The sequence below is a fragment of the Gemmatimonadaceae bacterium genome, from assembly GCA_035533015.1.
Taxonomy (GTDB): Bacteria; Gemmatimonadota; Gemmatimonadetes; order Gemmatimonadales; family Gemmatimonadaceae; genus JAGWRI01.
In genome coordinates, this window is record DATLUQ010000039.1 from 1 (window position 1) to 21,911 (window position 21,911).

23 protein-coding genes are annotated in these 21,911 nt (G+C 67.8%); 13 read left to right on the top strand and 10 right to left on the bottom strand.

Annotated elements, in window-relative coordinates:
• A partial coding sequence (locus tag VNF92_07730) for a TonB-dependent receptor plug domain-containing protein (protein ID HVA57764.1) occupies positions 1-827 on the bottom strand: 827 nt, incomplete at its 3' end.
• 78 nt (positions 828-905) lie between these two features.
• On the bottom strand, positions 906-1,346 hold the full coding sequence (locus VNF92_07735; GenBank protein ID HVA57765.1) for a hypothetical protein: 441 nt from the start codon (positions 1,344-1,346) through the stop codon (positions 906-908).
• A 248-nt stretch (positions 1,347-1,594) separates the two neighbouring features.
• On the opposite strand from VNF92_07735, the gene VNF92_07740 reads away from it, so the two are divergent.
• The 3 genes from VNF92_07740 to VNF92_07750 are packed head-to-tail and all read left to right on the top strand — an operon-like array spanning position 1,595 to position 4,801.
• Entirely contained in the window at positions 1,595-2,650 is a 1,056-nt protein-coding gene (locus VNF92_07740; protein HVA57766.1) for a fatty acid desaturase, read from the top strand.
• A 52-nt stretch (positions 2,651-2,702) separates the two neighbouring features.
• Positions 2,703-3,824, top strand: coding sequence for an alanine racemase (locus VNF92_07745; GenBank protein HVA57767.1), 1,122 nt, complete (start codon positions 2,703-2,705; stop codon positions 3,822-3,824).
• 50 nt (positions 3,825-3,874) lie between these two features.
• Entirely contained in the window at positions 3,875-4,801 is a 927-nt protein-coding gene (locus VNF92_07750; GenBank protein ID HVA57768.1) for a S1/P1 nuclease, read from the top strand.
• A 10-nt stretch (positions 4,802-4,811) separates the two neighbouring features.
• Here the strand turns inward: VNF92_07750 and VNF92_07755 are convergent, their stop codons facing one another.
• Both VNF92_07755 and VNF92_07760 read right to left on the bottom strand, forming a co-directional pair.
• Positions 4,812-5,636 carry a hypothetical protein gene (locus VNF92_07755; GenBank protein HVA57769.1) on the bottom strand — a complete coding sequence of 275 codons (825 nt, stop codon included), beginning with the start codon at positions 5,634-5,636 and terminating at the stop codon, positions 4,812-4,814.
• A gap of 10 nt (positions 5,637-5,646) precedes the next feature.
• Positions 5,647-5,895 carry a hypothetical protein gene (locus VNF92_07760; protein ID HVA57770.1) on the bottom strand — a complete coding sequence of 83 codons (249 nt, stop codon included), beginning with the start codon at positions 5,893-5,895 and terminating at the stop codon, positions 5,647-5,649.
• A 253-nt stretch (positions 5,896-6,148) separates the two neighbouring features.
• Here VNF92_07760 and VNF92_07765 point away from each other — a divergent pair, with 253 nt between their 5' ends.
• The 6 genes from VNF92_07765 (at position 6,149) to VNF92_07790 (ending at position 10,553) form a co-directional block, all read left to right on the top strand.
• Entirely contained in the window at positions 6,149-6,595 is a 447-nt protein-coding gene (locus VNF92_07765) for a CBS domain-containing protein (protein ID HVA57771.1), read from the top strand.
• A 64-nt stretch (positions 6,596-6,659) separates the two neighbouring features.
• A complete protein-coding gene (locus VNF92_07770) occupies positions 6,660-7,316 on the top strand; it encodes a BON domain-containing protein (protein ID HVA57772.1) in 657 nt (218 codons plus the stop codon).
• A 16-nt stretch (positions 7,317-7,332) separates the two neighbouring features.
• Complete coding sequence (locus tag VNF92_07775; GenBank protein HVA57773.1) at positions 7,333-8,001, top strand: phosphoribosyltransferase; 669 nt, start codon at positions 7,333-7,335, stop codon at positions 7,999-8,001.
• A 21-nt stretch (positions 8,002-8,022) separates the two neighbouring features.
• On the top strand, positions 8,023-9,369 hold the full coding sequence (locus tag VNF92_07780) for an erythromycin esterase family protein (GenBank protein HVA57774.1): 1,347 nt from the start codon (positions 8,023-8,025) through the stop codon (positions 9,367-9,369).
• Between the two features lie 91 nt (positions 9,370-9,460).
• Positions 9,461-10,162 (top strand): hypothetical protein, encoded by a 702-nt coding sequence (locus VNF92_07785; GenBank protein ID HVA57775.1) that lies wholly within the window; start codon positions 9,461-9,463, stop codon positions 10,160-10,162.
• A 187-nt stretch (positions 10,163-10,349) separates the two neighbouring features.
• Positions 10,350-10,553: a hypothetical protein gene (locus VNF92_07790; protein HVA57776.1), complete on the top strand. Its 204-nt coding sequence runs from the start codon at positions 10,350-10,352 to the stop codon at positions 10,551-10,553.
• Here the strand turns inward: VNF92_07790 and VNF92_07795 are convergent, their stop codons facing one another.
• Positions 10,554-11,054 carry a DUF4149 domain-containing protein gene (locus VNF92_07795; protein ID HVA57777.1) on the bottom strand — a complete coding sequence of 167 codons (501 nt, stop codon included), beginning with the start codon at positions 11,052-11,054 and terminating at the stop codon, positions 10,554-10,556.
• 164 nt (positions 11,055-11,218) lie between these two features.
• Between VNF92_07795 and VNF92_07800 the strand changes: the two genes are divergently transcribed.
• From VNF92_07800 to VNF92_07815, 4 genes are read left to right on the top strand one after another with little or no spacing between them, the layout of a single operon-like run.
• The gene (locus VNF92_07800; protein HVA57778.1) at positions 11,219-12,274 is read left to right on the top strand and encodes an efflux RND transporter periplasmic adaptor subunit; all 1,056 of its coding nucleotides are present in this window, start codon (positions 11,219-11,221) and stop codon (positions 12,272-12,274) included.
• Positions 12,271-13,266 (top strand): ATP-binding cassette domain-containing protein, encoded by a 996-nt coding sequence (locus VNF92_07805; GenBank protein ID HVA57779.1) that lies wholly within the window; start codon positions 12,271-12,273, stop codon positions 13,264-13,266. The genes VNF92_07800 and VNF92_07805 overlap by 4 nt, the downstream gene beginning before the upstream one ends.
• Before the next feature lies 1 nt (position 13,267).
• A complete protein-coding gene (locus VNF92_07810) occupies positions 13,268-14,383 on the top strand; it encodes an ABC-2 transporter permease (GenBank protein HVA57780.1) in 1,116 nt (371 codons plus the stop codon).
• Positions 14,383-15,105, top strand: coding sequence for a CerR family C-terminal domain-containing protein (locus VNF92_07815; GenBank protein HVA57781.1), 723 nt, complete (start codon positions 14,383-14,385; stop codon positions 15,103-15,105). Before VNF92_07810 ends, VNF92_07815 begins: the two co-directional genes overlap by 1 nt.
• A 35-nt stretch (positions 15,106-15,140) precedes the next feature.
• On the opposite strand, the gene VNF92_07820 is transcribed toward VNF92_07815, so the two are convergent.
• The 5 genes from VNF92_07820 to VNF92_07840 all read right to left on the bottom strand — a co-directional run.
• The gene (locus VNF92_07820) at positions 15,141-16,169 is read right to left on the bottom strand and encodes a dienelactone hydrolase family protein (GenBank protein ID HVA57782.1); all 1,029 of its coding nucleotides are present in this window, start codon (positions 16,167-16,169) and stop codon (positions 15,141-15,143) included.
• Positions 16,170-16,276: 107 nt separating this feature from the next.
• Positions 16,277-16,888, bottom strand: a complete 612-nt coding sequence (locus tag VNF92_07825) for an outer membrane beta-barrel protein (GenBank protein HVA57783.1) — start codon at positions 16,886-16,888, stop codon at positions 16,277-16,279.
• Between the two features lie 90 nt (positions 16,889-16,978).
• Positions 16,979-19,456 (bottom strand): ADOP family duplicated permease, encoded by a 2,478-nt coding sequence (locus tag VNF92_07830; GenBank protein ID HVA57784.1) that lies wholly within the window; start codon positions 19,454-19,456, stop codon positions 16,979-16,981.
• Between the two features lie 122 nt (positions 19,457-19,578).
• Positions 19,579-21,405 carry a glutamine--fructose-6-phosphate transaminase (isomerizing) gene (gene glmS / locus VNF92_07835; protein ID HVA57785.1) on the bottom strand — a complete coding sequence of 609 codons (1,827 nt, stop codon included), beginning with the start codon at positions 21,403-21,405 and terminating at the stop codon, positions 19,579-19,581.
• A 19-nt stretch (positions 21,406-21,424) separates the two neighbouring features.
• Positions 21,425-21,911 (bottom strand): hypothetical protein (locus VNF92_07840; protein ID HVA57786.1); only part of this gene is annotated, 487 nt, incomplete at its 5' end.

A 21,911-nucleotide genomic window follows, 5' to 3' on the forward strand; every position in this document is an offset into this window, starting at 1 on the left:
ACGATGCCGTACTGATGCCGCGTGAAGGCATCGCTGCTCAGGAAGCCGGGCGCGTTCCAGTCGGTTCCGTAGAGTTCCGTCCCCACATCGAGCGAAAAGCCGTGCGAGAGCTGATGCACCACGCGGGCGTGCCCCTGCGCCAGATCATATCCGGCATTGGGCCGGAAGCCGTCGTCGTGCTCGTAGTGCACCCCGAACACACCGCCCCCCCGCTCCCCGTGGTCGAATCCGGTCATCACGGTCGCCCGCGCGCTCCCATACGAACCGGCGGTCGCGTCGATTTGCGTTCCCTGCATGCGGTCCAGCGTGAGCACGTTCACCACGCCACCCATCGCGAAGTTGCCAAACAGCGGATTCGTCGGCCCCTTCGTGACGTCGATGCTCCGGATGGCATCGGTGAAGATCTCGCTGAAGTCGTTGTACCCCTCGGAATGGCCGTTCACCGGCTCGTTCACCGGCACGCCGTCGATCCACAGCGCGAGATCGGTGGAGTGGTCGGAGCTGAACCCGCGCAGCGACGCATCCGATGCGAACCCGGGCCCCTGCCCCTGTTCCTGCACCTCGAGCCCCGCCGTCTGGCGCAGCAGGTCCCACGTGCTGTTCGACGGCGTCGCGCTGATCACCGACGGGCTGACCAGCGTGGTCGTGCTCGGCTGGCTGCGATCTACGGGCGCCGCCACGATGTTCACCGTGCTCAGACTCTGCGCGGCGTGCTTGGTCGAATCGGCACGAGCGGCGGAATCCGCCCCCTGGGTGCGCGACTGCTGGGCAGTTGATAGGCTCGGACTCGCCACCAAGGCGAGCACACATATCATGATGCGGCGCATGCCGTCTCCACACGAGTTGAACCGGACCCGCTCCCGGCCAATCCGGGCGCGGCGACGCCGCCATGCGGCGTCTGACGTTCAAGCGGTGTGGAGCGCTGGCGGCCCAATCGCGGGGGGGAGCACGAAGCGCGGCGCCGCCGGCACCGAAGCGACCGCAGGCAAGGGCGCGGTCCTGAAGATCGCCGACACGGCCACCACGGGTACGCCCACCGCGCTTGCCGGCAGCGTCGCCATCGCGCACCCGCAGCACAGACCGATACACGTGCAGTGCATGGGGCCCGGCGGCGTGGGCGCAGGTGCATCGGCCGGCGCGGACGCCACGTCGACGGTGGGCATCGACGTCCTGGCCATTCCCGGCATCGCGACACCCGTCGGAGCTCGCTTCGATATCTGCAACGCGCCGCGCATCGCGTCGTGCATTGGACACGCATCGATGCCACCCACGTCCGTGGCGAGAGCCGCGAACCAGAGGGCAAGCGGAAGCGCGACAATATGATACGGGCGACAACGACGACGCATGCCCCCAATGTAGCGTCGGCACTCTCCGTAGGGCGACTCGGCAAGCGCGTGCACTCGGCAAGTCCGACGCATCCGGAACCGCGCGGATCGCGCGTTTGCGGCATGATTTGCACCGAAACGCCTGATTCGACATGAATTTCTGATCGCGCAGCCATCGAAGCGTGGCTAACTTGAGTAGTCCGGATACGCCTCACCTTGGGGCAGCCTGCCGCCGGAACCTCTTGATCCCACATTCTATGGGTCCAGCAATGACGGCCGCCCCCAATACCGGCACCGCGCCCACGTCGGCGCCCGATACCCGAGCGAATCTCGCCTGGCGCGAGATGGTGACCCCGTTCGAAGCGCCGTCGCTCGTGCGCAGCATCTGGCAGGTCGCGAGCACGCTTGTCCCACTCGCTTTGGCGCTGTACCTGATGTATCGAAGCCTCGCGCTCCCCTACTGGGTGACGCTGCTGCTCGCCATTCCGACCGCTGGCCTCACCGTGCGCACGTTCACCATCATGCACGACTGCGCCCACGGCTCGCTGTTCGAACAGCGGTGGGCCAACGACGTCGTCGGATGGTTCACCGGCGTGCTCGCCCTCACGCCGTACGTTCAGTGGCGGCGCGACCACGTGCTCCACCATGCCTCGTCGGGCGATCTCAATCGCCGCGGCCACGGTGACGTGTGGACGCTCACCGTGCGCGAGTACCAGGCGCTCTCGCGCCTGGGCAAGCTCCGCTACCGGTTGTTCCGCCATCCGCTGGTGCTGTTCGGACTCGGGCCGCTCCAACTCGCGTTGGGCCAGCGCTGGCGCTCGCGGAGCACAGCCACGGGCAAGAAAGAGCAGGCCAGCGTCCGCGAAACCGACCTCGCGCTCGTCGCGCTCGTCTTCGGCTTCTCGGCGCTCATTGGCCCGCTGGCCGTGGTCGAGATCTACGTGCCCGTGTTCATGATCGCCGGCGCGGCCGGCATCTGGCTGTTCTACGTGCAGCATCAGTTCGAAGACACGTACTGGGCCGAGCACAAGGACTGGGACTACGTCACCGCGTCCATTCGCGGCAGTTCGTACTACAAGCTTCCGGCCGTGCTCAACTGGTTCACCTGCAACATCGGGCTGCACCACGTGCACCATCTGAGTCCGCGCATTCCGAATTACCGGCTCCACGAGTGCCACGCTGCCAACGAGCGGCTCCAGGAGGCCACCACGATCGGCATCCTCGAGAGCCGCAAGAGCGTTCGGCTCACATTGTGGGACGAGGATGCGCACCGGCTGGTGGGATGGGACGCCCTGCGGCGCGGCGCTCCAGTCGCCGGGACGTAGCCGGCCCGGGAACCCGCGACGTACATTGGGGCGTCTACCACCCCCGTTGCGCATGCCATTCTCCGCTCTCGAAACTCCGGTGCCGCTGGTGGATCTCGGGCGGCTCGCGCGCAACCTCGACCGCGCCGCCGGCTACGCGCGCGAACACGGCCTGGCCCTGCGCCCGCACGTGAAGACGCACAAATCGCCGTTCGTCGCCGCCGAACAGTTGCAGCGCGGCGCCTCGGGATTGACGTGCGCGACGCCGTTCGAGGCCGAGGTGATGTCCAGCGTGTGCGACGACGTGCTCGTCGCCTACCCGCCAGTGGGGGCGCCCCGGGCGCGGCGGATCGCCGCGCTTCCCCCGGGGATCAACGTCACCGTGGCGCTCGATTCGGTGCGCGCCCTCGATGATCTTCACGCCGCGGCCAAGATGGCCGACCGCCCGATCGGCGTGCTCGTGGAACTCGATCTCGGTATGCATCGCGTGGGCGTGGCCGATGTCGCGGACGCCGTCGAACTGGCGCGCGCCGTCCGCGCGCGCCCGCCCCTGCAATGGAAGGGCATCGCGTTCTACCCCGGCCACATCCGGCAATCCGTGGCCACGCAGGACGATGCGATCGGGCAACTGAACGATGCGCTCGGCCTCGCGCTGGCGGTGTTCCGCACGGCCCGCTTCGATCCGGCAATCGTGAGCGGTGGTTCGACGCCCACCCTCTGGCGCACGCACGAGCTGCGAGGCCTCACCGAATTCCGGCCGGGGACCTACGTCTACAACGATCGCACGACCGCGGCCATCGGCGCATGCGCCGTCCAGGACTGTGCACTCACCGTGCTTGCGACCGTGGTGAGCACGGCCGTCCCCGGCCAGGCCGTGGTCGACGCCGGCAGCAAAGCGCTCGGCCGCGAACTCATGCGCGGCGCCGACGGCTTAGGATTCGGCGCGCTTCTCGAGCACCCGTCGGTCGTCGTGAGATCCATGTCGGAGGAACACGGTATCCTGGACCTGAACGCCACGGACTGGCGCCCCGAAGTCGGCGACATGGTACGGATCATCCCGAACCACGTCTGCATCGTGACCCACCTGCACGACCTCGTGTATGGCGTGCGAGATTACGCCGTCGAAACCAGTTGGCAAGTTGCTGCTCGCGGACGCGGATACGACCCCATAACCCAGACCGGTCGGTCGTCCTAGCTTCTCTTTCAACTGTCCTACCCTCCAACGCTCCCAGCCTCGTACTCCCAATGCGCCGCACCCTCGCCGCCATCGCCATCGTCTCCGCTGCCGTGCTCGTTCTCCCGCAGCTGCTTTCCGCCTGGAACGCCACCGGCCACCGCACCATCGCCGACATCGCCTGGGAACACATGACCCCCACGGCACGCGCACGCGCCGTGGAGCTGCTCATGCACGGACCGCCGCTCGCCGACCTCGCCTCGCTCCGCCCGTCCACTGGCACCGATCCCGAGCGCGATCGCGCGTTGTTCATGAATGCCGCCACCTGGCCCGATCTGATTCGTGACCGGAACATGCCCTGGTACGCGTACAACCACCCCACGTGGCACTACGCCGATTTCTACTGGGACGTGGAGAACGGCCAGCCGCACGACATTCCCGGCACCGGCCCTGACTCGTCGAACGCCGGCGAGCGCATCATCGCGTTCCGCAACGCACTGAGCGATCCGACCGTACCCGACACGACCAAGGCCGTGGATCTCGCGTGGATTCTCCATCTCGTGGGCGACATCCATCAGCCGCTACATGCGAGTTCCCGCGTCACACCGCAGAATCCATTGCCGTCCGGCGACAAGGGCGGCAACGACTTCGTCCTCAGCGATCCGCGCCACCGCTTGCACGGCTTTTGGGACAACATCCTCGACGAGTCCATTGCCCGTGCGCCCGGCGAAGATTCCACCGCCTATGCCTCCCGCCTTGCTGCCACGATCGAGCAGATGCACCCGCTATCGGCCCTACGGGTTCAGGCCGACTCGCTCGACGTCGCCACCTGGGAACACGAGAGCCTGGTGATCGCGCAACGCGACGCATACAGCGGAATCACGCCGGGCACTGCGCCGTCTGCCGCGTACCAGGCCGCCGCGCTCGCCGTATCCGAAGCCCGCATCGCGCTGGCCGGCTACCGGCTGGCGGCGCTGCTCAACGCGGCGCTGAGGTAGCACTCGCCGGTCACGCCGGGGGAGCGCCACCCGGCGTGGCCGCTCCCGCTTCCCGCCGGTACCGCTCCCACTCGTCTCGCTCGATCCGCCGCGCGGGCACTCCGCCCCACCGCTCACGCGGCCCCACACGCGTGCCCGGCAGCAACACGGAATGCGCCAGCACCGTCGCGCCTTCGCCGACTTCGACATCGCCCATCACCGTCGCCTTCTCGCCGATCGTCGCCCGACTGCCGATCGTCACCGGCGCGATCACCAGGCGTCCCGCGCCGCCATAGTGGCAGAAGATCTGCGCGCTCCCACCGATCGACACGTCATCGCCGAGCGTGATCATGGAGACGTCGGTGAGATACTCCGTCGTGATGCGCGGCCGCGTCCCCATCCGCATCCCCATCGCCCGCAGGAACCACACGCCAAACGGCGTCAACGTCACGAAGGGCAGAAAGGTCAAGCGCACCAGGTAGAACAATCCGTTGTGCAGGTACCACGGCACCGCAGCAACCGTGAAGTAGCCGCCGTCGAACCGCTTGAGCCGCGTCGGCAGCACGAGATTGAACACCGGCACCACGACGAGCAGCGCGAACCCCCACAGGAACATCGACGCGCCACTCGCTACCCCGAGCACGGGCCACCGCACCCAACTATTCCAGCGCCAGACCGCCGGCCCCACTCGGCTCATGATCCAGAGCGAAGGCACGAGCGCCAGCCCCAGCGCCGTCGCCGCGATCGCGTAGATCGCCACCACGGCCAACGCGTAGCTCAAGCCGTTGAACCGGCGCACGAACCGGTCCACCGCTCCCGTTGCGGGGGGATTGTCCGCCGGATCGAAGAATCGCATGGCGGCGTGCCTATGCCCCTTCGCGTGCTTCTCTTGCCCCGAAGTACAGCCCGCCGCCCGAGATCACCAACATGATCACGAACATGAAGAACCCATACACGCACGCCGGATAGCCGAGCAGCGTGCCAGGGGCTCCGGGGGACGGACAACTCAAGGCACCTGTCTTGCCGAGCAATTCCTGGTAGCTCAGCGTGCCCGAGAACGCAGTGCCCAGCACGCTCAGCGCAAACACGAACTGCAACGCCCGTTTGATCACCATGCCGCACCTCCGCGGTCAGACGCCCGGAACGCGTACCGGCGGGTGGCCGCAACGCGACGTCTGTTTGCAAGTTCGCCGGCAGGCGCCCACCCGCAGCCGGGGAATGCATTGGGGGTGCGTAAGGAACACCCGCACACCCGGCTCTGCCCGTCCGCACGTCACTTGGGGGTTCTGCGGACTGTAGCGGTAACCGGTGTGTGCGACCTTCTGATGTGTCGGTACATCCCACGCCCATCCTCGATGTGAGGCCCCCATGCGCGCACGCGATCTCATGACCCCGACGCCAACGGTGATCACCGCTGACGACCCGATTCCCAAGACGGCCGAAGTCATGCGAAACCTGGACGTCGGCATGCTGCCGGTGGTCGATGATCTCGTGGGCCGCCACCTGATCGGCGTGATCACCGATCGCGATATCGTCGTGCGCTGCCTGGCCGACCAGAGTCTGATCCAGTGCCAGGTGCGCAATCACATGACGACGGCGCCTCTGGCGTACGTGCGCGAGACGGCAGAGCTCGCGGACATCGCCACCAAGATGGAGCGCTACCAGGTGCGGCGGGTGCCCGTCGTCGATGCGGACATGCGCGTGATCGGCATCGTAACGCAGGCCGACCTGGCACGCCGCGTCGGCCCGGAGAATCCGGCACTGGTCGAAGAAGTCATCGAACGCATTTCCAGCCCCGGCGTGCTCGTGCACTGAGACACCCCGGAAGGACGACCCGAAGGCACACGACAGGCCGCCCCGACGCGGCCGGGAGAACCCCATGAAGACCGACATGCAGCTCCAGCGCGATGTGATCGAAGAGATGGCTTGGCAGCCCAACATCAGCGATGCCGAGATCGCCGTGGGCGCCAAGAACGGTGTCGTGACGCTTTCCGGATTCGTCAACACATATGCTCAGAAATACGGCGCGGTGCGCGCGGCCGAAAAGGTGCGCGGCGTGCACGCTGTAGCCGACGACCTCAAAGTCCGGCTGCCACAGTCGCTGATGCGCTCCGACACCGACATCGCGCACGCAGCCGTGTCGGCGCTCAAATGGGACGTCGAGGTCCCCGACACGCGCATCAAGGCGCTGGTCGACGACGGGTGGGTATCGCTCGATGGCACCGTGGATTGGCAGTTTCAGCGGCTGGCCGCAGAGCGGGCCGTGCGCCATCTGTCGGGCGTGAAGGGGGTGATCAACCGGATCACCGTGCAGCAGCCCAAGGTGTCGGCGTACGAGGTGAATCTCCGCATCCAGGAAGCGCTCAAACGCAGCGCCGCGGTGGACGCCGACAAGATCTCGATCGAGGCCAAGGACGGGAAAGTCGTGCTCCGCGGCACCGTGCGGTCATGGTCGGAGCGCGAGGACGCCGAGCGCGCTGCCTGGGCGGCCCCCGGAGTGACCGAGGTCGACGACGAGATCGCCGTGGCCTTCTGAACCGGAGACGCCGCCGATGACACCGCGATTCCGTGACCGCCGCGAAGCGGGACAGCGCCTGGCCGAATTGATGCAGCCGTATGCGCTGGAGCCCGGTCTGATCGTGCTCGGCCTGCCCCGCGGCGGAGTGCCCGTGGCCTACGAAGTCGCCGCATCGCTGGATGCGCCATTGGACGTGTTCGTCGTCCGTAAGTTGGGCGTGCCCGGCCACGAGGAATATGCGATGGGCGCGATCGCCAGCGGCGGCATCCGCGTCCTCAACCAGGACGTGATTCGCGAGTTGCAGATTCCGCTCCCCGCCGTCGAAGCGGTGGAGCGGGCCGAACGGGCCGAACTGGCGCGGCGCGAGCAGGCGTATCGCGACGCCCGGCCGGCTCCGGTGCTGCGCGACCGCACCGTCGTACTCGTCGACGACGGGCTGGCCACCGGCTCGACGATGCTCGCCGCGATCGCCGCCGCGCGCACGCAGCAACCGCGCCAGGTCATCGTCGCCGTGCCCGTCGCGTCCCCCGACGCCTGCGCCGCCGTTCGGCGGGAAGCCGATGCTTGCGTGTGTGTGTCCACGCCCGACCCATTCTACGGCGTCGGGCTCTGGTACCTGAACTTCAATCAGACAACCGACGACGAGGTGCAGCGGTTGCTGGCGGACCGCGCCGCGCCCGATTCGACGGTCGTCCATCCCTGATGGAATCGTGAGGAGCGGGCCATGCCAACCGTTGCACGCGCCACCCTGCCGCAAGTCGTCGCCGACGCGGCGTATCCGCTCACCGGCGGGCCCGAAGACTTCGATCCGCTGCTCGCACGCATCGGCGACGCGCCGGTCGTGCTGATCGGCGAGGCCTCGCACGGCACGCACGAGTTCTACCGCATCCGGGCCGAGATCACCAAGCGATTGATCGCCGAGCGCGGGTTCTCGGCGGTGGCCGTGGAGGCCGACTGGCCCGACGCCTACCGCGTGAACCGCTACGTGCGTGGCGGGGGCGACGACGGAGACGCCACCGAAGCGCTGAGCGGGTTCGTGCGCTTCCCGCAGTGGATGTGGCGCAACGCCGATGTACTCGATTTCGTCGGCTGGCTGCGCGCCTTCAACGAAACCCGTCCGGAGCCCGACCGCCGGGTCGGGTTCTACGGCCTGGACCTGTACAGCCTGCACGCGTCGATAGACGCCGTGCTCCAGTACCTGCGCAAGATCGATCCCGAAGCTGCCGAGGTGGCGCGCGAACGTTACGCCTGCTTCGACCAATTCGGCTCCGACCCGCAGACCTACGGCTACGCCACGACGGCCGGGCTTGCCCCGTCGTGCGAGGCCGAGGTGATCGCGCAACTCGTCGAGCTGCGGCGGTCGGCCGGCGACTACGCGCGCCGCGACGGACGCCTCGCCGCCGATGATCTGTTCTTCGCCGAGCAGAACGCGCGCCTCGTGGCCAACGCCGAACAGTACTACCGTGCCATGTTCGGCAGCCGCGTCTCGAGCTGGAACCTGCGCGACCTGCACATGGCGGACACGCTCGACTCCCTCGTGGCGTTCCTGCGCCCACGCGTGCGGGTCCCGAAGATCATCGTGTGGGCCCACAACTCGCACCTCGGCGACGCGCGCGCCACCGAACTCGGTCGTTCCGGCGAATTGAACCTTGGCCAGCTCGCGCGCCAGCGCCACGCGCACGACGCCGTCCTCGTCGGGTTCAGTACGTATGAGGGAACGGTCACCGCGGCCACGGACTGGGACGCACCGGCCGAACGCAAGATCGTGCGGCCGGGACTGCGGGGAAGCTACGAAGAGACGTTTCACGACACGGAGATGCCCAACTTCCTCCTCTTGCCGTCGCGCACCGAGGATCTTCGCGCCGCGCTCGACCACCCGCGTCTGCAACGCGCCATCGGCGTGATCTACCGCCCGCTCAGCGAACGGCAGAGCCATTACTTCCACACGCACCTTCCACGCCAGTTCGATGCCGTATTGCACTATGACCGCACGCGTGCCGTGGAACCGCTCGAGCGCACTGCGATGTGGGAGCGCGGGGAGATGCCCGAGACGTATCCGACGTCGCTCTGACGTTCGGCACCGCCCCTTGAGTACTGGCAACGGAGAGATCGGAATTCGCAGTTGACAGTCGTCAGTGGTCGTCGTTCAAGAGGGAGTCCATATGAATACCGAAAATGCAGCCACTGTCCGCGACAGCCGGGTCCGCCTGCCCCTCGGCCCGGTGACCCTCGACGGCGATCTGTCCATTCCCGACGGCGCGACGGGTCTCGTGCTGTTCGCGCACGGCAGCGGGAGCAGCCGCCTCAGCCCGCGCAACGTGCAGGTCGCCCGCGGCCTGCAGGCCGCCGGCCTCGCTACTCTGCTGTTCGATCTGCTTACGGTGGACGAGGGCGCCGAGGATGCGTTCACCGGCCGCCTGCGCTTCGACATCGATCTGCTGGCCCAGCGCCTGATCGGGGTTACCGACCTCATGCTCGACGGGTTCGCCGGCCAGGCCTGGCGCCTGGGCTATTTCGGAGCAAGCACCGGCGCCGCCGCAGCGCTCATCGCCGCTGCGCATCGACCCGACGGCGTTCAGGCCGTGGTATCGCGCGGCGGACGTCCGGATCTGGCGGGGAGCGCGCTCGCCGGCGTGAACGCGCCGACGTTGCTCATCGTCGGTGAGTTCGATCGCGTGGTGATCGAACTCAATCAGGACGCCTACGAGCGGCTCTGGTGCGTGAAGAAGCTCGTGATCGTGCCACGCGCCACGCATCTGTTCGAGGAGCCCGGCGCGCTCGACGAGGTCACCCGCCTCGCCAGCGACTGGTTCGAGCATCACCTGATGCAGGCGCGCGCAGATCGCGAGGGCGCGGCATCGTAGGCGTAGGGCAGCGCCGCACCAGCCGACTCCAAGCTGCGAACGGGGCCCGCGTCACGCGGTGAAGCGGGCCCCCGCCCCCTGGACCCGGTCGGGAAACGTGAGGATTCTGCCCAAAGCGTGACGAAATGGCGGGGCCGCGGGGCCGCGATGGTAGCGTTGCCGCATGTGACCCCATATATATTGATCCATGACCAGGCCCATCGCTGAGACCGGTCCGCAAGCGACGACACCCGCCCCAGAGCCCCCCGTGCAACAGCCGGCGGCGGGAGACAAGGCGATCTATGCGCCGCCCAAGCTCAAGACGTTCGGAACAATCGCCGAGATCACCGCCACCGTGGGTCGTCACGGCAGACGGGACGGCAGGCGGAGCAACCGGCGGACCGGGTACTGATCACCCTCCGCGCGCCAGCCGGACGGCCGCCATCACGACGATCAACCCCAGAATCGCATTCGCACGCGCGAGCAGGGCGGCCTGCCGCCGCAGTCGCGCCGCCTCGGCCGACCCCGGCGTGGCACGGCCCGCCCAAGGGCCCACCAGAAAATCGTGAACGAAGCTCACCACCAGCATGGCCGCCACGCCTGCGAGCTTGAGCGCGAACGTGTGCCCTTGCCCTGTACGCCAGAACGCCCCGCTGCCGAGTAGGCCGTCCCATTGTAGCCAGTGGCGGTAATGCAGGTTGATCACGCCGGTCACGAGCAGCACGCCGATCGCCCACCAGCCCGCCGTGCGGAAGCGCACCCCCAGTTCCTGGAAGAGTCGCTGGCGCAGGGCCGGCGGCTCGACAGCCCGTAGCGCCGGTGCGCCGACCACGGCGAGGAAGAACATGCCGCCCAGCCACAGCATGGCGGCGAGTACGTGAATGGTCACGTTGACGAAGTAGAGTACCGGCATGCGTGAAAGATGCGCCTTGCCGCATGGCGGCGGAACCGCGATCCGGCCTTGCACATCCGCCGGGCCGCAGCCCCCTTGCCAGATTCAAACACTCGTTTTATACATCTGTTTGAACCCTGGAAGCCGCTTCGCCACTGGCGAGTCGCCGGCTCGGAGTACCTCGCATGAACCGGAAGACGTTCTTCATCGGCGCCGGTATCGTCGTCGCGGGCGGCGCGGTCGCCGCCTACTTCGCGCTGCGCCCCCCAACAACGCTCACGCTCACCGGGATCGTCACCACCAACGACGTCATCGTGAGCCCGCAGATCGCCGGCCAGCTCACGCGTCTGCTCGTCACCGAGGGGGACTCCGTCCAACCGAATCAACTCCTGGCAGTGCTCTCGCCCAGCGAGTTGCAGGCCGACCGCACCTTCTACACCCGCAGCGCCCAGGCCCTGACCTCGCAAGTGCAGGCGGGCGTGTCGGACCTCAAGTTCGAGGAAACGCAGGCCACCGAACAGCTCCGTCAGGCGCGCGCCACGCTCGCGGCCGCTCGCTTCCAGGCCACCGAAGACTCGGCCACGATGATCAACGTCAAGCGCGTGCTCGATCGGTACGAGGCGCTCTTCGCGACTGGCGGCGTGGCCCCCCAGCAGCTCGACTCGGCGCGCACGGCGTACACCGTCGCCTCGTCGCGTTTCGATGGGTCCTCGCGGCAGGTGGAGGCGCAGCAGGCTGCCGTCGCGCTCGCGCAGGCCGCGGAAGACCAGGTCGCGGCCCGGCGGAGCAGCCTCCAGTCGACGCGCCAGCAGCAGGCCGCTGCCGTGGCGCAGACCACGAAGGCCGACGTCCGGCTGAGCTATGCCGAGATCCGCGCCCCGATGGCCGGCATCATCGACGTCCGCGCGGCGCAGGTGGGCGAGTTCGTCAACGCCGGCCAGGCCATCGTCACGCTGATCAATCCCGACAGCCTGTGGGTGCGCGCCGACGTCGAGGAAACCTATATCGACCGCGTGCGGCTCGGGGACACGCTCACCGTGCGCTTCCCGTCGGGCCAGGAACGGCCGGGCGTGGTGTTCTACCGCGGCGTGGACGCCGACTACGCCACCCAGCGCGACGTGAGCCAGACCAAGCGCGACATCAAGACGTTCGAAATCCGGCTGCGCGTGGACAACCGCGATCGCCGGCTGGCCGACGGGATGACGGCCTACGTCACGCTCCCCCTCGGCCGCGCGAAATGAAGGTCGCGATCGACGTCCGCGATATCACCAAGCGGTTCGGAGACTTCACCGCGGTCGACCACATTTCGTTCGCGGTGGACGAACGCGAGGTGTTCGGGCTGCTGGGCCCGAACGGCGCCGGCAAGTCCACCCTCATCCGCATGATGACGACGCTGCTGCAGCCCACGTCGGGCACGGCGATCGTGGGCGGATACGACATCACCGAGCAGCAGGACGACGTGCGGCGTTCGATCGGCGTCATTCCGCAGGCGATGACCAGCGATCTCGAACTCAGCGCCGCCGAGAACCTGCTCATCTTCGCCAAGCTGTACAGCGTGCCGCGCGAGAAGCGCAGGCGGCTCATCGCCGACCTGCTGGAGGCGGTCGAACTCACCCAGTGGGCCGACGCGCCGGTGAAGAACCTGTCGGGTGGCATGCGCCGGCGGGTGGAGATCGCCCGCGGACTCGTGCACGAGCCGAGCATCCTGTTCCTCGACGAGCCCACGACGGGACTCGACCCGGTGTCGCGCGTGTCGGTGTGGGAGATGTTGCGCAAGATCAAGGCCGAGCGTGACCTCACCGTGCTGCTCACCACCCACTACATGGACGAGGCCGACAAGCTGTGCGAGCGCGTCGCGATCGTCGATCACGGAAAGCTCATGGCCCTCGATTCGCCGATGAAGCTCAAGGCCGCCATTCCGGGGGAGAACACGCTCGAGGTGAGCTTCGCCGGGGCGCCCGCCGACTGGGGCGACCAACTCCGGGCCCTCCCGGGGGTGGACCACGTCGACGCCAAGCCGCCGGTGTTCCGCCTCACGTCGAACGCCGGGCCGGCGACCACCACCGCGATGCTCGCCGCGGCCACCGCGGCGGGCGTGGAGGTCAAGTCGCTGGCCGTCGAGAGCACGTCGCTCGACGACGTGTTCGTGCACTACACCGGCCACCAGCTGCGGGACGCGCTCCAGGAACAGCCGATGAGCGAGCGCCGCAGCATGGTCCGGAAGGGCCGGTAGCATGCAACGCGCCTGGGCCATCATCGAACGCGACCTGCGCCGGTTCCGCAGGAGCCCGATGCTCATCGTCATGTCGTTGTTCATGCCGGTGGTGCAGCTCGTCGTGCTGGGGCATGCCATCGGCGGCAACATCAAGCATCTCAAGGTCGCCCTGGTTGACCAGGACGGCGGCGTCCCTGCCGTGCGACTGCACGCGATGGCCAACGCGGTCACCGCGAACGCGGCCGTCTTCTCCATGGTGCCGTTCACCGACCGCGGCCAGGCCGTGACCGCGCTGCGGAACGGGAAGGTGGACGGGGTGCTGACCATCCCGCCCGACTTCTCCCGGCGCGTGCTGGCCGGCGACGATCCGCGCGTCGCGCTGATTGAAGACAACACCGACGCGTTCACCAGCGCCACGCTGGCCGGCGAGTTCTCCGGCATCCTCGGCGCCTACAACGCGCCGCCGCCCACCAGCAACCGGATTTCGCAGCAGGCCACGCTCGAGACGGTGGAGCTGTATCCGTACGTGCCGTACATCCAGTACCTGCTGCCCGGCACGATCGTCATGTCGATCTTCATGATGGTCATGATCGGCGGCGGCATCATCTTCATCGACGACAAGGCGCGGGGACTGCACGAAGGGTACCTCGTCACCCCGATCACGCGCCTCGAACTCATCATCGGGTTCAACGTGTCGGGCGCGATCAAGGCGATGCTGTCGGGCACGGTGCTCATGCTCATCGGCTCGGTGATCGCCGGGATCCCGAATCCGCTCGACCCGATGCGCCTGATGCGCCTGTTCGTCGTCATCGCGGTCTCGGCCGTCGCGCTCGTCAGCCTGATGTTCCTGTTCATGGTGCGCATGGAAGACCCGCTGCTGCCGCGGGCGCTGTTCGGCGTGCTCAACACGCTGCTCTGGTTCCCCAGCGGCGCCATCTACCCGACGGCGGCGTTTCCGGGGTGGATGCGGGCGATCGCCATCGTCGATCCGTTCACGTACGCTGTGAACGCCCTGCAAAGCCTGATCCTCAAGAACACCGGGTTCGCCGCGATCTGGCCCGATCTCGTGGTCCTGCTCGCCTTCTCGGCGGTCACGATGGGCGCCGCGACCTTGCTGTTCAAGCGAACCTTGTGATGAAACGGCCGCCCCGGGCACCGGCCAAGTCCCGCATGGCCCGCAGTGTGCCGGGCGCCGCCGCCGCGCACGCCGCGAGCGTCCGCGACGTCGCCACGCGCGAGCGGCTCGTGCAGGCGGCCGCGGCGCGGTTCGCCGAACACGGGTTCAACAACGTCAGCGTGCGCGACATCTGCCGCGACGCGGGCGCCAACGTGGCCGCCGTCAACTATCACTTCGGCGACAAGCTGGGGCTCTATCGCGAGGTCGTGAGCGAAGCCATCGCCGCAATGACCGCGACGAGCGGGTCGGCGATGATGGCACCCGATGACGCCCCTCCCGAAGCGCGGATCCGCCACTACGTGCGCGTGTATCTCCCCCGGATTGCGGGGCGCGACGCCACGGCCGGCGACGCCCGCGTGGGGTGGATCCACAAGCTCATGCGGCACGAGAGTTCCGAGCCCACGCCGTTGGCTCCCTGGATCGCCGAGCAGGCCATCCTGCCGCGGGTGGAGTATCTGAGTCGCGTAGTCGCCGAGCTCCTCGCCTGCGACGTCGCCGATCCGCGCGTGCGCCGCTGCGTGATCAGCATCCAGGCGCAGTGCCTGTTCTACGCGCCCGACAAGTTTCGCGACGCGGCGTTTCCGGGATGGCCGCCCAGCGGCGCCGAGCTGGCTGCCGCTGCGGAGCACATCGTCGAGTTCTCGCTGGCCGGTATCGGGCGGATCGCCGACCACCCGTAGCGCACGCGGCGGCCGGCGATCCGCACTGGCCCGGCCTATTGAATGCCGAGGTGCAGCTTGAGGAACGCCACGGTGCGCGGCCAGGCGTCCTTGGCCGCCTCGAGGTTGGCCTGCTCCTGCTCCGGGTTCCGCTGCGGCTGGACCGGATCGTCCTGCGCCCGCATGAAGCCGTGGATCGCGCCCGGATAGTTGCGGCCGAAATAGTCCTTGCCCATCGCGTGCATCGCCGAGTCCACGGCCGGCATCGCGGCACCGATCCGTGCGTCCTTGGCGCCGCTCAGCAGCATGACCGGCACCCGGATCTTGGCCAGCGAATCGGCATTCGGCACCGCGCCGTTCATGTACGGAAGCCCATAGTACGCGACCCCGCCGGAAAATCCCGGGATCCCCTCGTTGGTCGCGTACTGCCACGTCGTCGCGCCGCCCCAGCAGAATCCGATCACCGCGTACTTGGGCTCGGCCGACGGCAGCGACATCGCGTACCGGGCCGCCGCCGTGACCCCCATATTCTTCTCGGCGTTGCTCACACCCCGGATGAGCTTCACAGCGGAATCGGCCTTGAGTTCGTCTGCCGAAGGGCCGCCCCGCGCACGCGAGAGAAGATCGGGCGCAATCGCAATGAATCCCTCCGCCGCTGCCTGGTCGGCCACCGCGCGCACCCAGGTGGAGAGGCCGAAGATTTCGTGCACGACCACGACCACCGGGGAGTGCGCGCGCGCGGTGACCGGATACACCACCCACGCCATGAGCGAGTCCTGGGAGCCCGGCTCCCAGGCGATCTTGACCCATTCGGCGTGCCGCGGGCTCGCGTCGATGCGCGCTGCTGCGGCGTTGGCGCTCGCCGGGAGGCCCGGGTGGCCCTGCCGACCGCCGCGCGTGGCACCCGGGTTCACCACTGGCGCGGCCATCTCGGCAGCCGACATCATCGCCATGTGGTTGTCGCCCGCCGCCGGCGACGCCGATTGAAGCGGTGACGCGGAATTCGGCACCCGGTGTTGGAGGGTGCAGGCCGAGAGAGCGAGGGCGGCGAAGGCCGCCATGCGGCAAGGGCGGGATGCGAACATGAGGCATTCCTGGAAAGGCGGTCTGGCAATGCTACTGCGCACGCGATGATTTCGGAAGCTGATCCCTGTCGTTTGGCGAAGCGGCCCTGCAAAAGGGTCAGGCCCGATCAGAATATCAGCCCGAAGCTGACGGGCACGATCCGCGTTCCCGTCTGCGTCATCGTGTGGACACGCGCCTCGACGTAGGCCGAGACGTTGCCCACCGGGAAGCGGATGCCACCACCGACGTTCCACCCCGTGAGCGCCCGATCCCGCAGATCGAACCCCACGACGCCGCCCGGCGTGGGGCCCGACTCTGTCGGCAGATGAACGGTATAGAACCCGTATCCCCCAATCGCGTACAGAGTGGCCGGCGCCCGGCGTCGGCGCGCGTGCCGCGGCAGCAGCCGGGAGTAGGTGAGGTTGAGCGTGAGCCCGGAAACCCATGACTGGCGCCCGCATCCCGCGGCACCCGTGCAGACCACGATGTAGTTGTGCTTGCCGTTGAACGCGTCGTACAGACCTTCGACGCGGAACCCCAACGATGACGCGCTCGGCGTAACGCCGATGCCGGCCGTCAGGTTGTAACCGACGGGGTTGCGGTTGGCCAGGTCGCCGGTGGGAAACGTCGGACCGATGCCGAGGTTGAACTCGGGGCCGGACCGTTGAGCGGCAGCCAGGCCGGGAACGGCAACGAAGGCGGCCGCGAGCACGAGCGAGTGGAAGTGTCGCATCATCATTGATCTCTGAATACAGTGGTCGGTCGTGAGACCCCCGGTAGCGAGGGACGTTCCTCTCGTGGGTGAGCCCCCGGGCGCCGGCGGTTCCTCTCACTCGCTAGTCAAGGCCTCCGTGGGACTGATCGCCGCCGCCTGTCGAGCGGGCGTCCAGGCCGCGATTCCAGCCACGGCGAGGATGATTCCGACCGCCCCGACCAGCGACCCCGGATCGACGGGGCGTACGCCGAACACCAGATTGCCGAGCAGTCGCGAGAATCCCAGAAACAGCACGAGGCCTGCGAGCGCTCCGGCGGCGGCGATGTGCTGCGCGCGCCGGAGGATCATGCGCGTTGCTCGCGACGGCATCAGTCCCAGCGCGATGCGCACGGCGATCTCCCGCCGCCGCAAGCTCACGACGTACGCGATCACCCCATAGATCCCGACGAGGCTCAACGCCAACGTCGCGATGGCGCCCACCGCGAGCACGAGCAGTGCGAAGCTCATGCGACCTCCGGCATCCGCCACCGTCCCGGCGAGCGGCCGCGGATTGTAGATCGGAAGCGACGGGTCGATCTGCCGGATCACGCCTTGAAGCGTTTTCGCCGAGACCGGACTGTCGGCGCGCGTCCGCACCACGAACCCCATCGCACCGCTGCCCATCCAGGTGTCCACGGAATCGGTGGCCGACGTTTCGGGGAAGTAGATGTTGGTGGTCGGCCCCGCCGTGAGCGACGTGTCGCGGACGCCGCCTACCACGCCCACGATCGTGAACCACGGGCCCTGCGGGAGGACGCGGATCCGGCGCCCCAGCGCCTCGCGTCCCGACGCATCGTGCCAGTAGTGCAGGGCGAAACCCTGGCTCACCACCACGGTGTTCCGTCCGTCGGTGCCGTCTGCCGGCTTGAAGCTCCGGCCCGCCAATAGAGGAATCTGCATCGTCTGGAAATACGCATCGGTCGCGGCGACCGTGTTGTAGGCGGGTGGGAATCCATCGTTGGGAACTGGCACGCCGTCCACCCAGACGAGCCGTGCGCCCGTGCCATCGATCTCGAGCGGCAGCTTGGACGCGGCGCCGACCGAAACGACGCCGGGTAGTTCGCCGATCCGCCGGACGGCCTCTCGAAAAAAGGCAGCGGCTCTGGCGGGCGTAGGGTAGGCGATTGCCGGAGTCGCCGTCCAGAAGGTCATCACGTTCGCCGCATTGAAGCCTGGGCGCACTGCCGCGAGTTGGCGCAGGCTCCGCATCATCACGGCCGCGCCGCTCACCAGCACGACGGCCAGAGCCACCTGGACGGCCACGAACGCCGTGCGCAGCCGCTGGCGATCGCCGCCGCCGGTGCTCGAGCGCCCGCTCTCCCGGAGCGCGCCGATTCGGTCGGTCGTCCCGAGACGCGCCGCCGCCAGGATCGCACACCAGACTGCGAAGAGGCCCGTCAGCAGGATCGCCGCCGCTATGAGCGTTCCATCGACGCGCACTTCATTGAGTCGGGGAACGCCCGCCGGCGCGTAGCGAACCATGGCGCGCAGGCCCACCGCGCCCAATCCGAAGCCTGCCGCTCCTCCGATCAGCGTCAGGCCACCCGTCTCGATCACGAATCGGAGCCAGAGGTCCGAGGCCGGTGCACCAAGCGCCGTGCGAATGGCGAGGTCGCGGCGACGCGCTTCGATCCGAACCAGCACGAGCGAGGCCACGTTGCTGAACGCCACGAGCACCAGCAGCGCGACCGTTGCCGCGACCAGCCAGAGGACCTTGTCGAATCCGCCGATGACGTCGTCGCGCATCCAATGCACGACTGCCGTTATCCGAGCCTGCCGTAGCAGGTCCGCCGTTGAGATACCGGGACGCTGCTCCGGGTACGTCTGGGGTATCCGCTCGAGCACGCGCTGGAGGTCGCGTTGCGCCTCTGCCCGCGTGACGCCCGGACGCAGCCGGCCGATGGCGTTGTTCACGAAGGATCCCAGATACGCGCTCTGCGGATCGGGCCCGAACGGAATCCAGAGTTGAGTCGCCGGTTCAGGAAAGGCGAATGTTGCCGGGAGCACGCCCACGATCTCCCGATTCAGCCCTCCGACCTCGATCTCCTTGCCCAGAACGTCGGCGTGCCCGCCGAAACGGTCATGCCACATGCCTTCGCTGATCACCACGACCGGCGGCGCCCCGCGCGCATTGTCGGCTTCGTCGAGGGTGCGACCAAGCAATGGACGCACACCGAGCATCGAGAAGATGGAGGCGGTGACCACTCCGGCGCGAACGCGCTCCGGACTCAGCCTCGGGTCGGGGTAAACGACCGAGACAGCACTGGCGTCGTACGATCCGATGTCCTCGAAGACCTTCGCCGACCGACGGTACGCAAAATAGGTCCCGGGGGATTGCCCGCCGAGCGAGATTCCGACGCCTGGAAAGCTGTGCCAGAGACCCACGAGGCGATCGGCGTTCGGATATGGCAGCGGGCGGAGGAGCACGTGGTCGACGAGCCCGAACACCGCGCAGCCCGCGCCGACTGCCAACCCCACCGTGGCGACGACCGCGGCAGAAAATGTGCGAGCGCGGAGGAGGGCGCGAACGGTGTCTCGCAATTGGAGCGCCATGGGTGCGATCCTTGGGATGGGCCGCAGAGAATAACGCCGGCGGCGTCCGGATGACTACACCACAATGTGTCGATGGCTCCGCAGGGCAGCAACGGTCTCGCGGCCAACAACCAGCCGGTCCCTCACTCCACCGTCACGCTCTTCGCCAGATTCCTCGGCTGATCCACGTTCAGCCCCCGCTTGGCCGCGATGTAGTACGCCATCAGCTGCAGCGGCACCACCGTCAGCACCGGGTACAACATGTCGATCGTCTCCGGGACCCGGATCTCGAAGTCGATCTTGCCCTCCAGCGACGGCTCATCGCGGCTCGTGATCACGATCACTCGGCCGCCGCGCGCCTTCACCTCGCTGATGTTCGATACGACTTTTTCGAACACGCTGTCGTGCGGCGCGATGAACACCACCGGCATGTTCTCGTCGATCAGCGCGATGGGACCGTGCTTCATCTCCGCGGCCGGATACCCCTCGGCGTGGATGTAGCTGATCTCCTTGAGCTTGAGGGCGCCCTCCAGGGCCACCGGGAAGTTGTAGCCGCGCCCCAGGTACAGAAAATTCGTCGCGTCGCGGAACCGCTCGGCGATCTGTTCGATCTCCCCCGCCCGCTCCAGGATCGACTGCACGTGCCCCGGCAGGTCCTCCATGGCCTGGGCGATCTCCCGGCCCTTCTCCAGCGACAGATTTCGCAGCCGCGCCAACTTGAGCGTCAACAGCGCCAGCGCGATCACCTGGCTCGTGAACGCCTTGGTGGACGCCACCCCGATCTCCGGGCCGGCGTGCAGGTAGATGCCCCCGTCGTCCTCACGGGCGATGGTCGACCCCACCACGTTCACCAGCCCCAACGTCTTGGCTCCGCGCCGCTTGGCCTCGCGCATCGCCGCCAGCGTGTCCGCCGTCTCCCCGGACTGCGAGATCACCACGCACAGCGTCTTGGCGTTCACGATCGGATTGCGATATCGGAACTCAGATGCGTACTCCACGTCCACCGGAATCCGCGCCAGATCCTCGATCATCAGCTTGCCGATGAGCGCCGAATGCCAGCTCGTGCCGCACGCCGTGATGATGATGTGCTCCAAGTCCAGCATCTCGGTCTTGGTCAGGTTCAACCCGCCCAGCTTGGAGTACCCCTCCTCGGTCACCAGCCGCCCGCGCATCGTGTTCTCGATGGTCTGCGGCTGCTCGAGAATCTCCTTGAGCATGAAATGTTCGAACCCGCCCTTCTCGATCTGGTCCAGGTCCCAGTCGATCCGGTTCACGTTCTTCGACACGTCGTTGGCGTCCAGATCGAGCACGCGGTACCCGTCGCGCGTCAGCACCGCCATCTCGCCGTCGTCCAGGTATACCACCTGGCGCGTGTGCTGCAGAATGGCCGCCACGTCGCTCGCCACGTAGTGCTCGCCCTCGCCCAACCCGATGAGCAGCGGGCTGCCCTTGCGCGCCGCCACGATCTTATCGGGGTCTCGGCTCGAGATCACGGCAATGCCGTACGTGCCCTCCACCAGGTGCAGCGCCTCGATCACCGCCTCCTCGAGATTGCCCTGGAACGCCGCCTCGATGAGATGCGCCAACACCTCGGTGTCGGTGTCGGACTTGAACACGTGCCCGGCCTCGATCAGTCGCCTCCGCAGGACGCTGTAGTTCTCGATGATCCCGTTGTGCACCACGGCAAGCGTGTCGGTGCAGTCGCGCTGCGGATGCGCGTTCTTCTCGCTCGGCACCCCGTGCGTGGCCCACCGCGTATGCCCGATCCCGGTGGTGCCCCCGATGGGCCGCGTGGCCACGACGGACTCCAGCGCCGCGATCTTCCCCTTCGCGCGCCGCATGTCCACGCCGTCGTCGCCGAGCAGCGCCACCCCCGCCGAGTCGTAGCCGCGATACTCCATGCGTTTGAGCCCATCGATCAACAACGGCGTCGCGACACGCGGCCCCACGTACCCCACGATTCCACACATATGGTCCGACCTCTCCGTATTACCCGCCGAGCGCCTCCAACGGCGCCCGGGACTGCCTGATCAACTCTCGCGCCGCCGTTTCTGTCGGCGCTTCCGCGATCACCCGCACGATCGGCTCCGTGCCCGATGGGCGTACGTGTACCCACCGGTTCGGCCACGATAGCCGCAACCCGTCCTGCGTATCGACGTCAGCGTCCGGAAACGCCGCCCGCAACGCGCCGTAAACGGCGTCCAGACTGGACTGCGGACGCTCCAGCTTGTCCTTGACGATCACATACCGCGGTAGGTCGGCCACGATCGCCGACAGCGGCTTGGCGTCCTCCAGCATCAACTGCAAGACGAGTGCCGCGCCTACCGGCGCGTCTCTCCCGAGATGCACTTCGGGCAGGATGACCCCTCCGTTTCCCTCACCCCCGACCACGGCCTTCGCGTCGCGCATCGCCACCGCCACGTTCACCTCGCCCACCGGCGCCCGGAGCAACACCGACCCGCCGGCCACCGCCGCG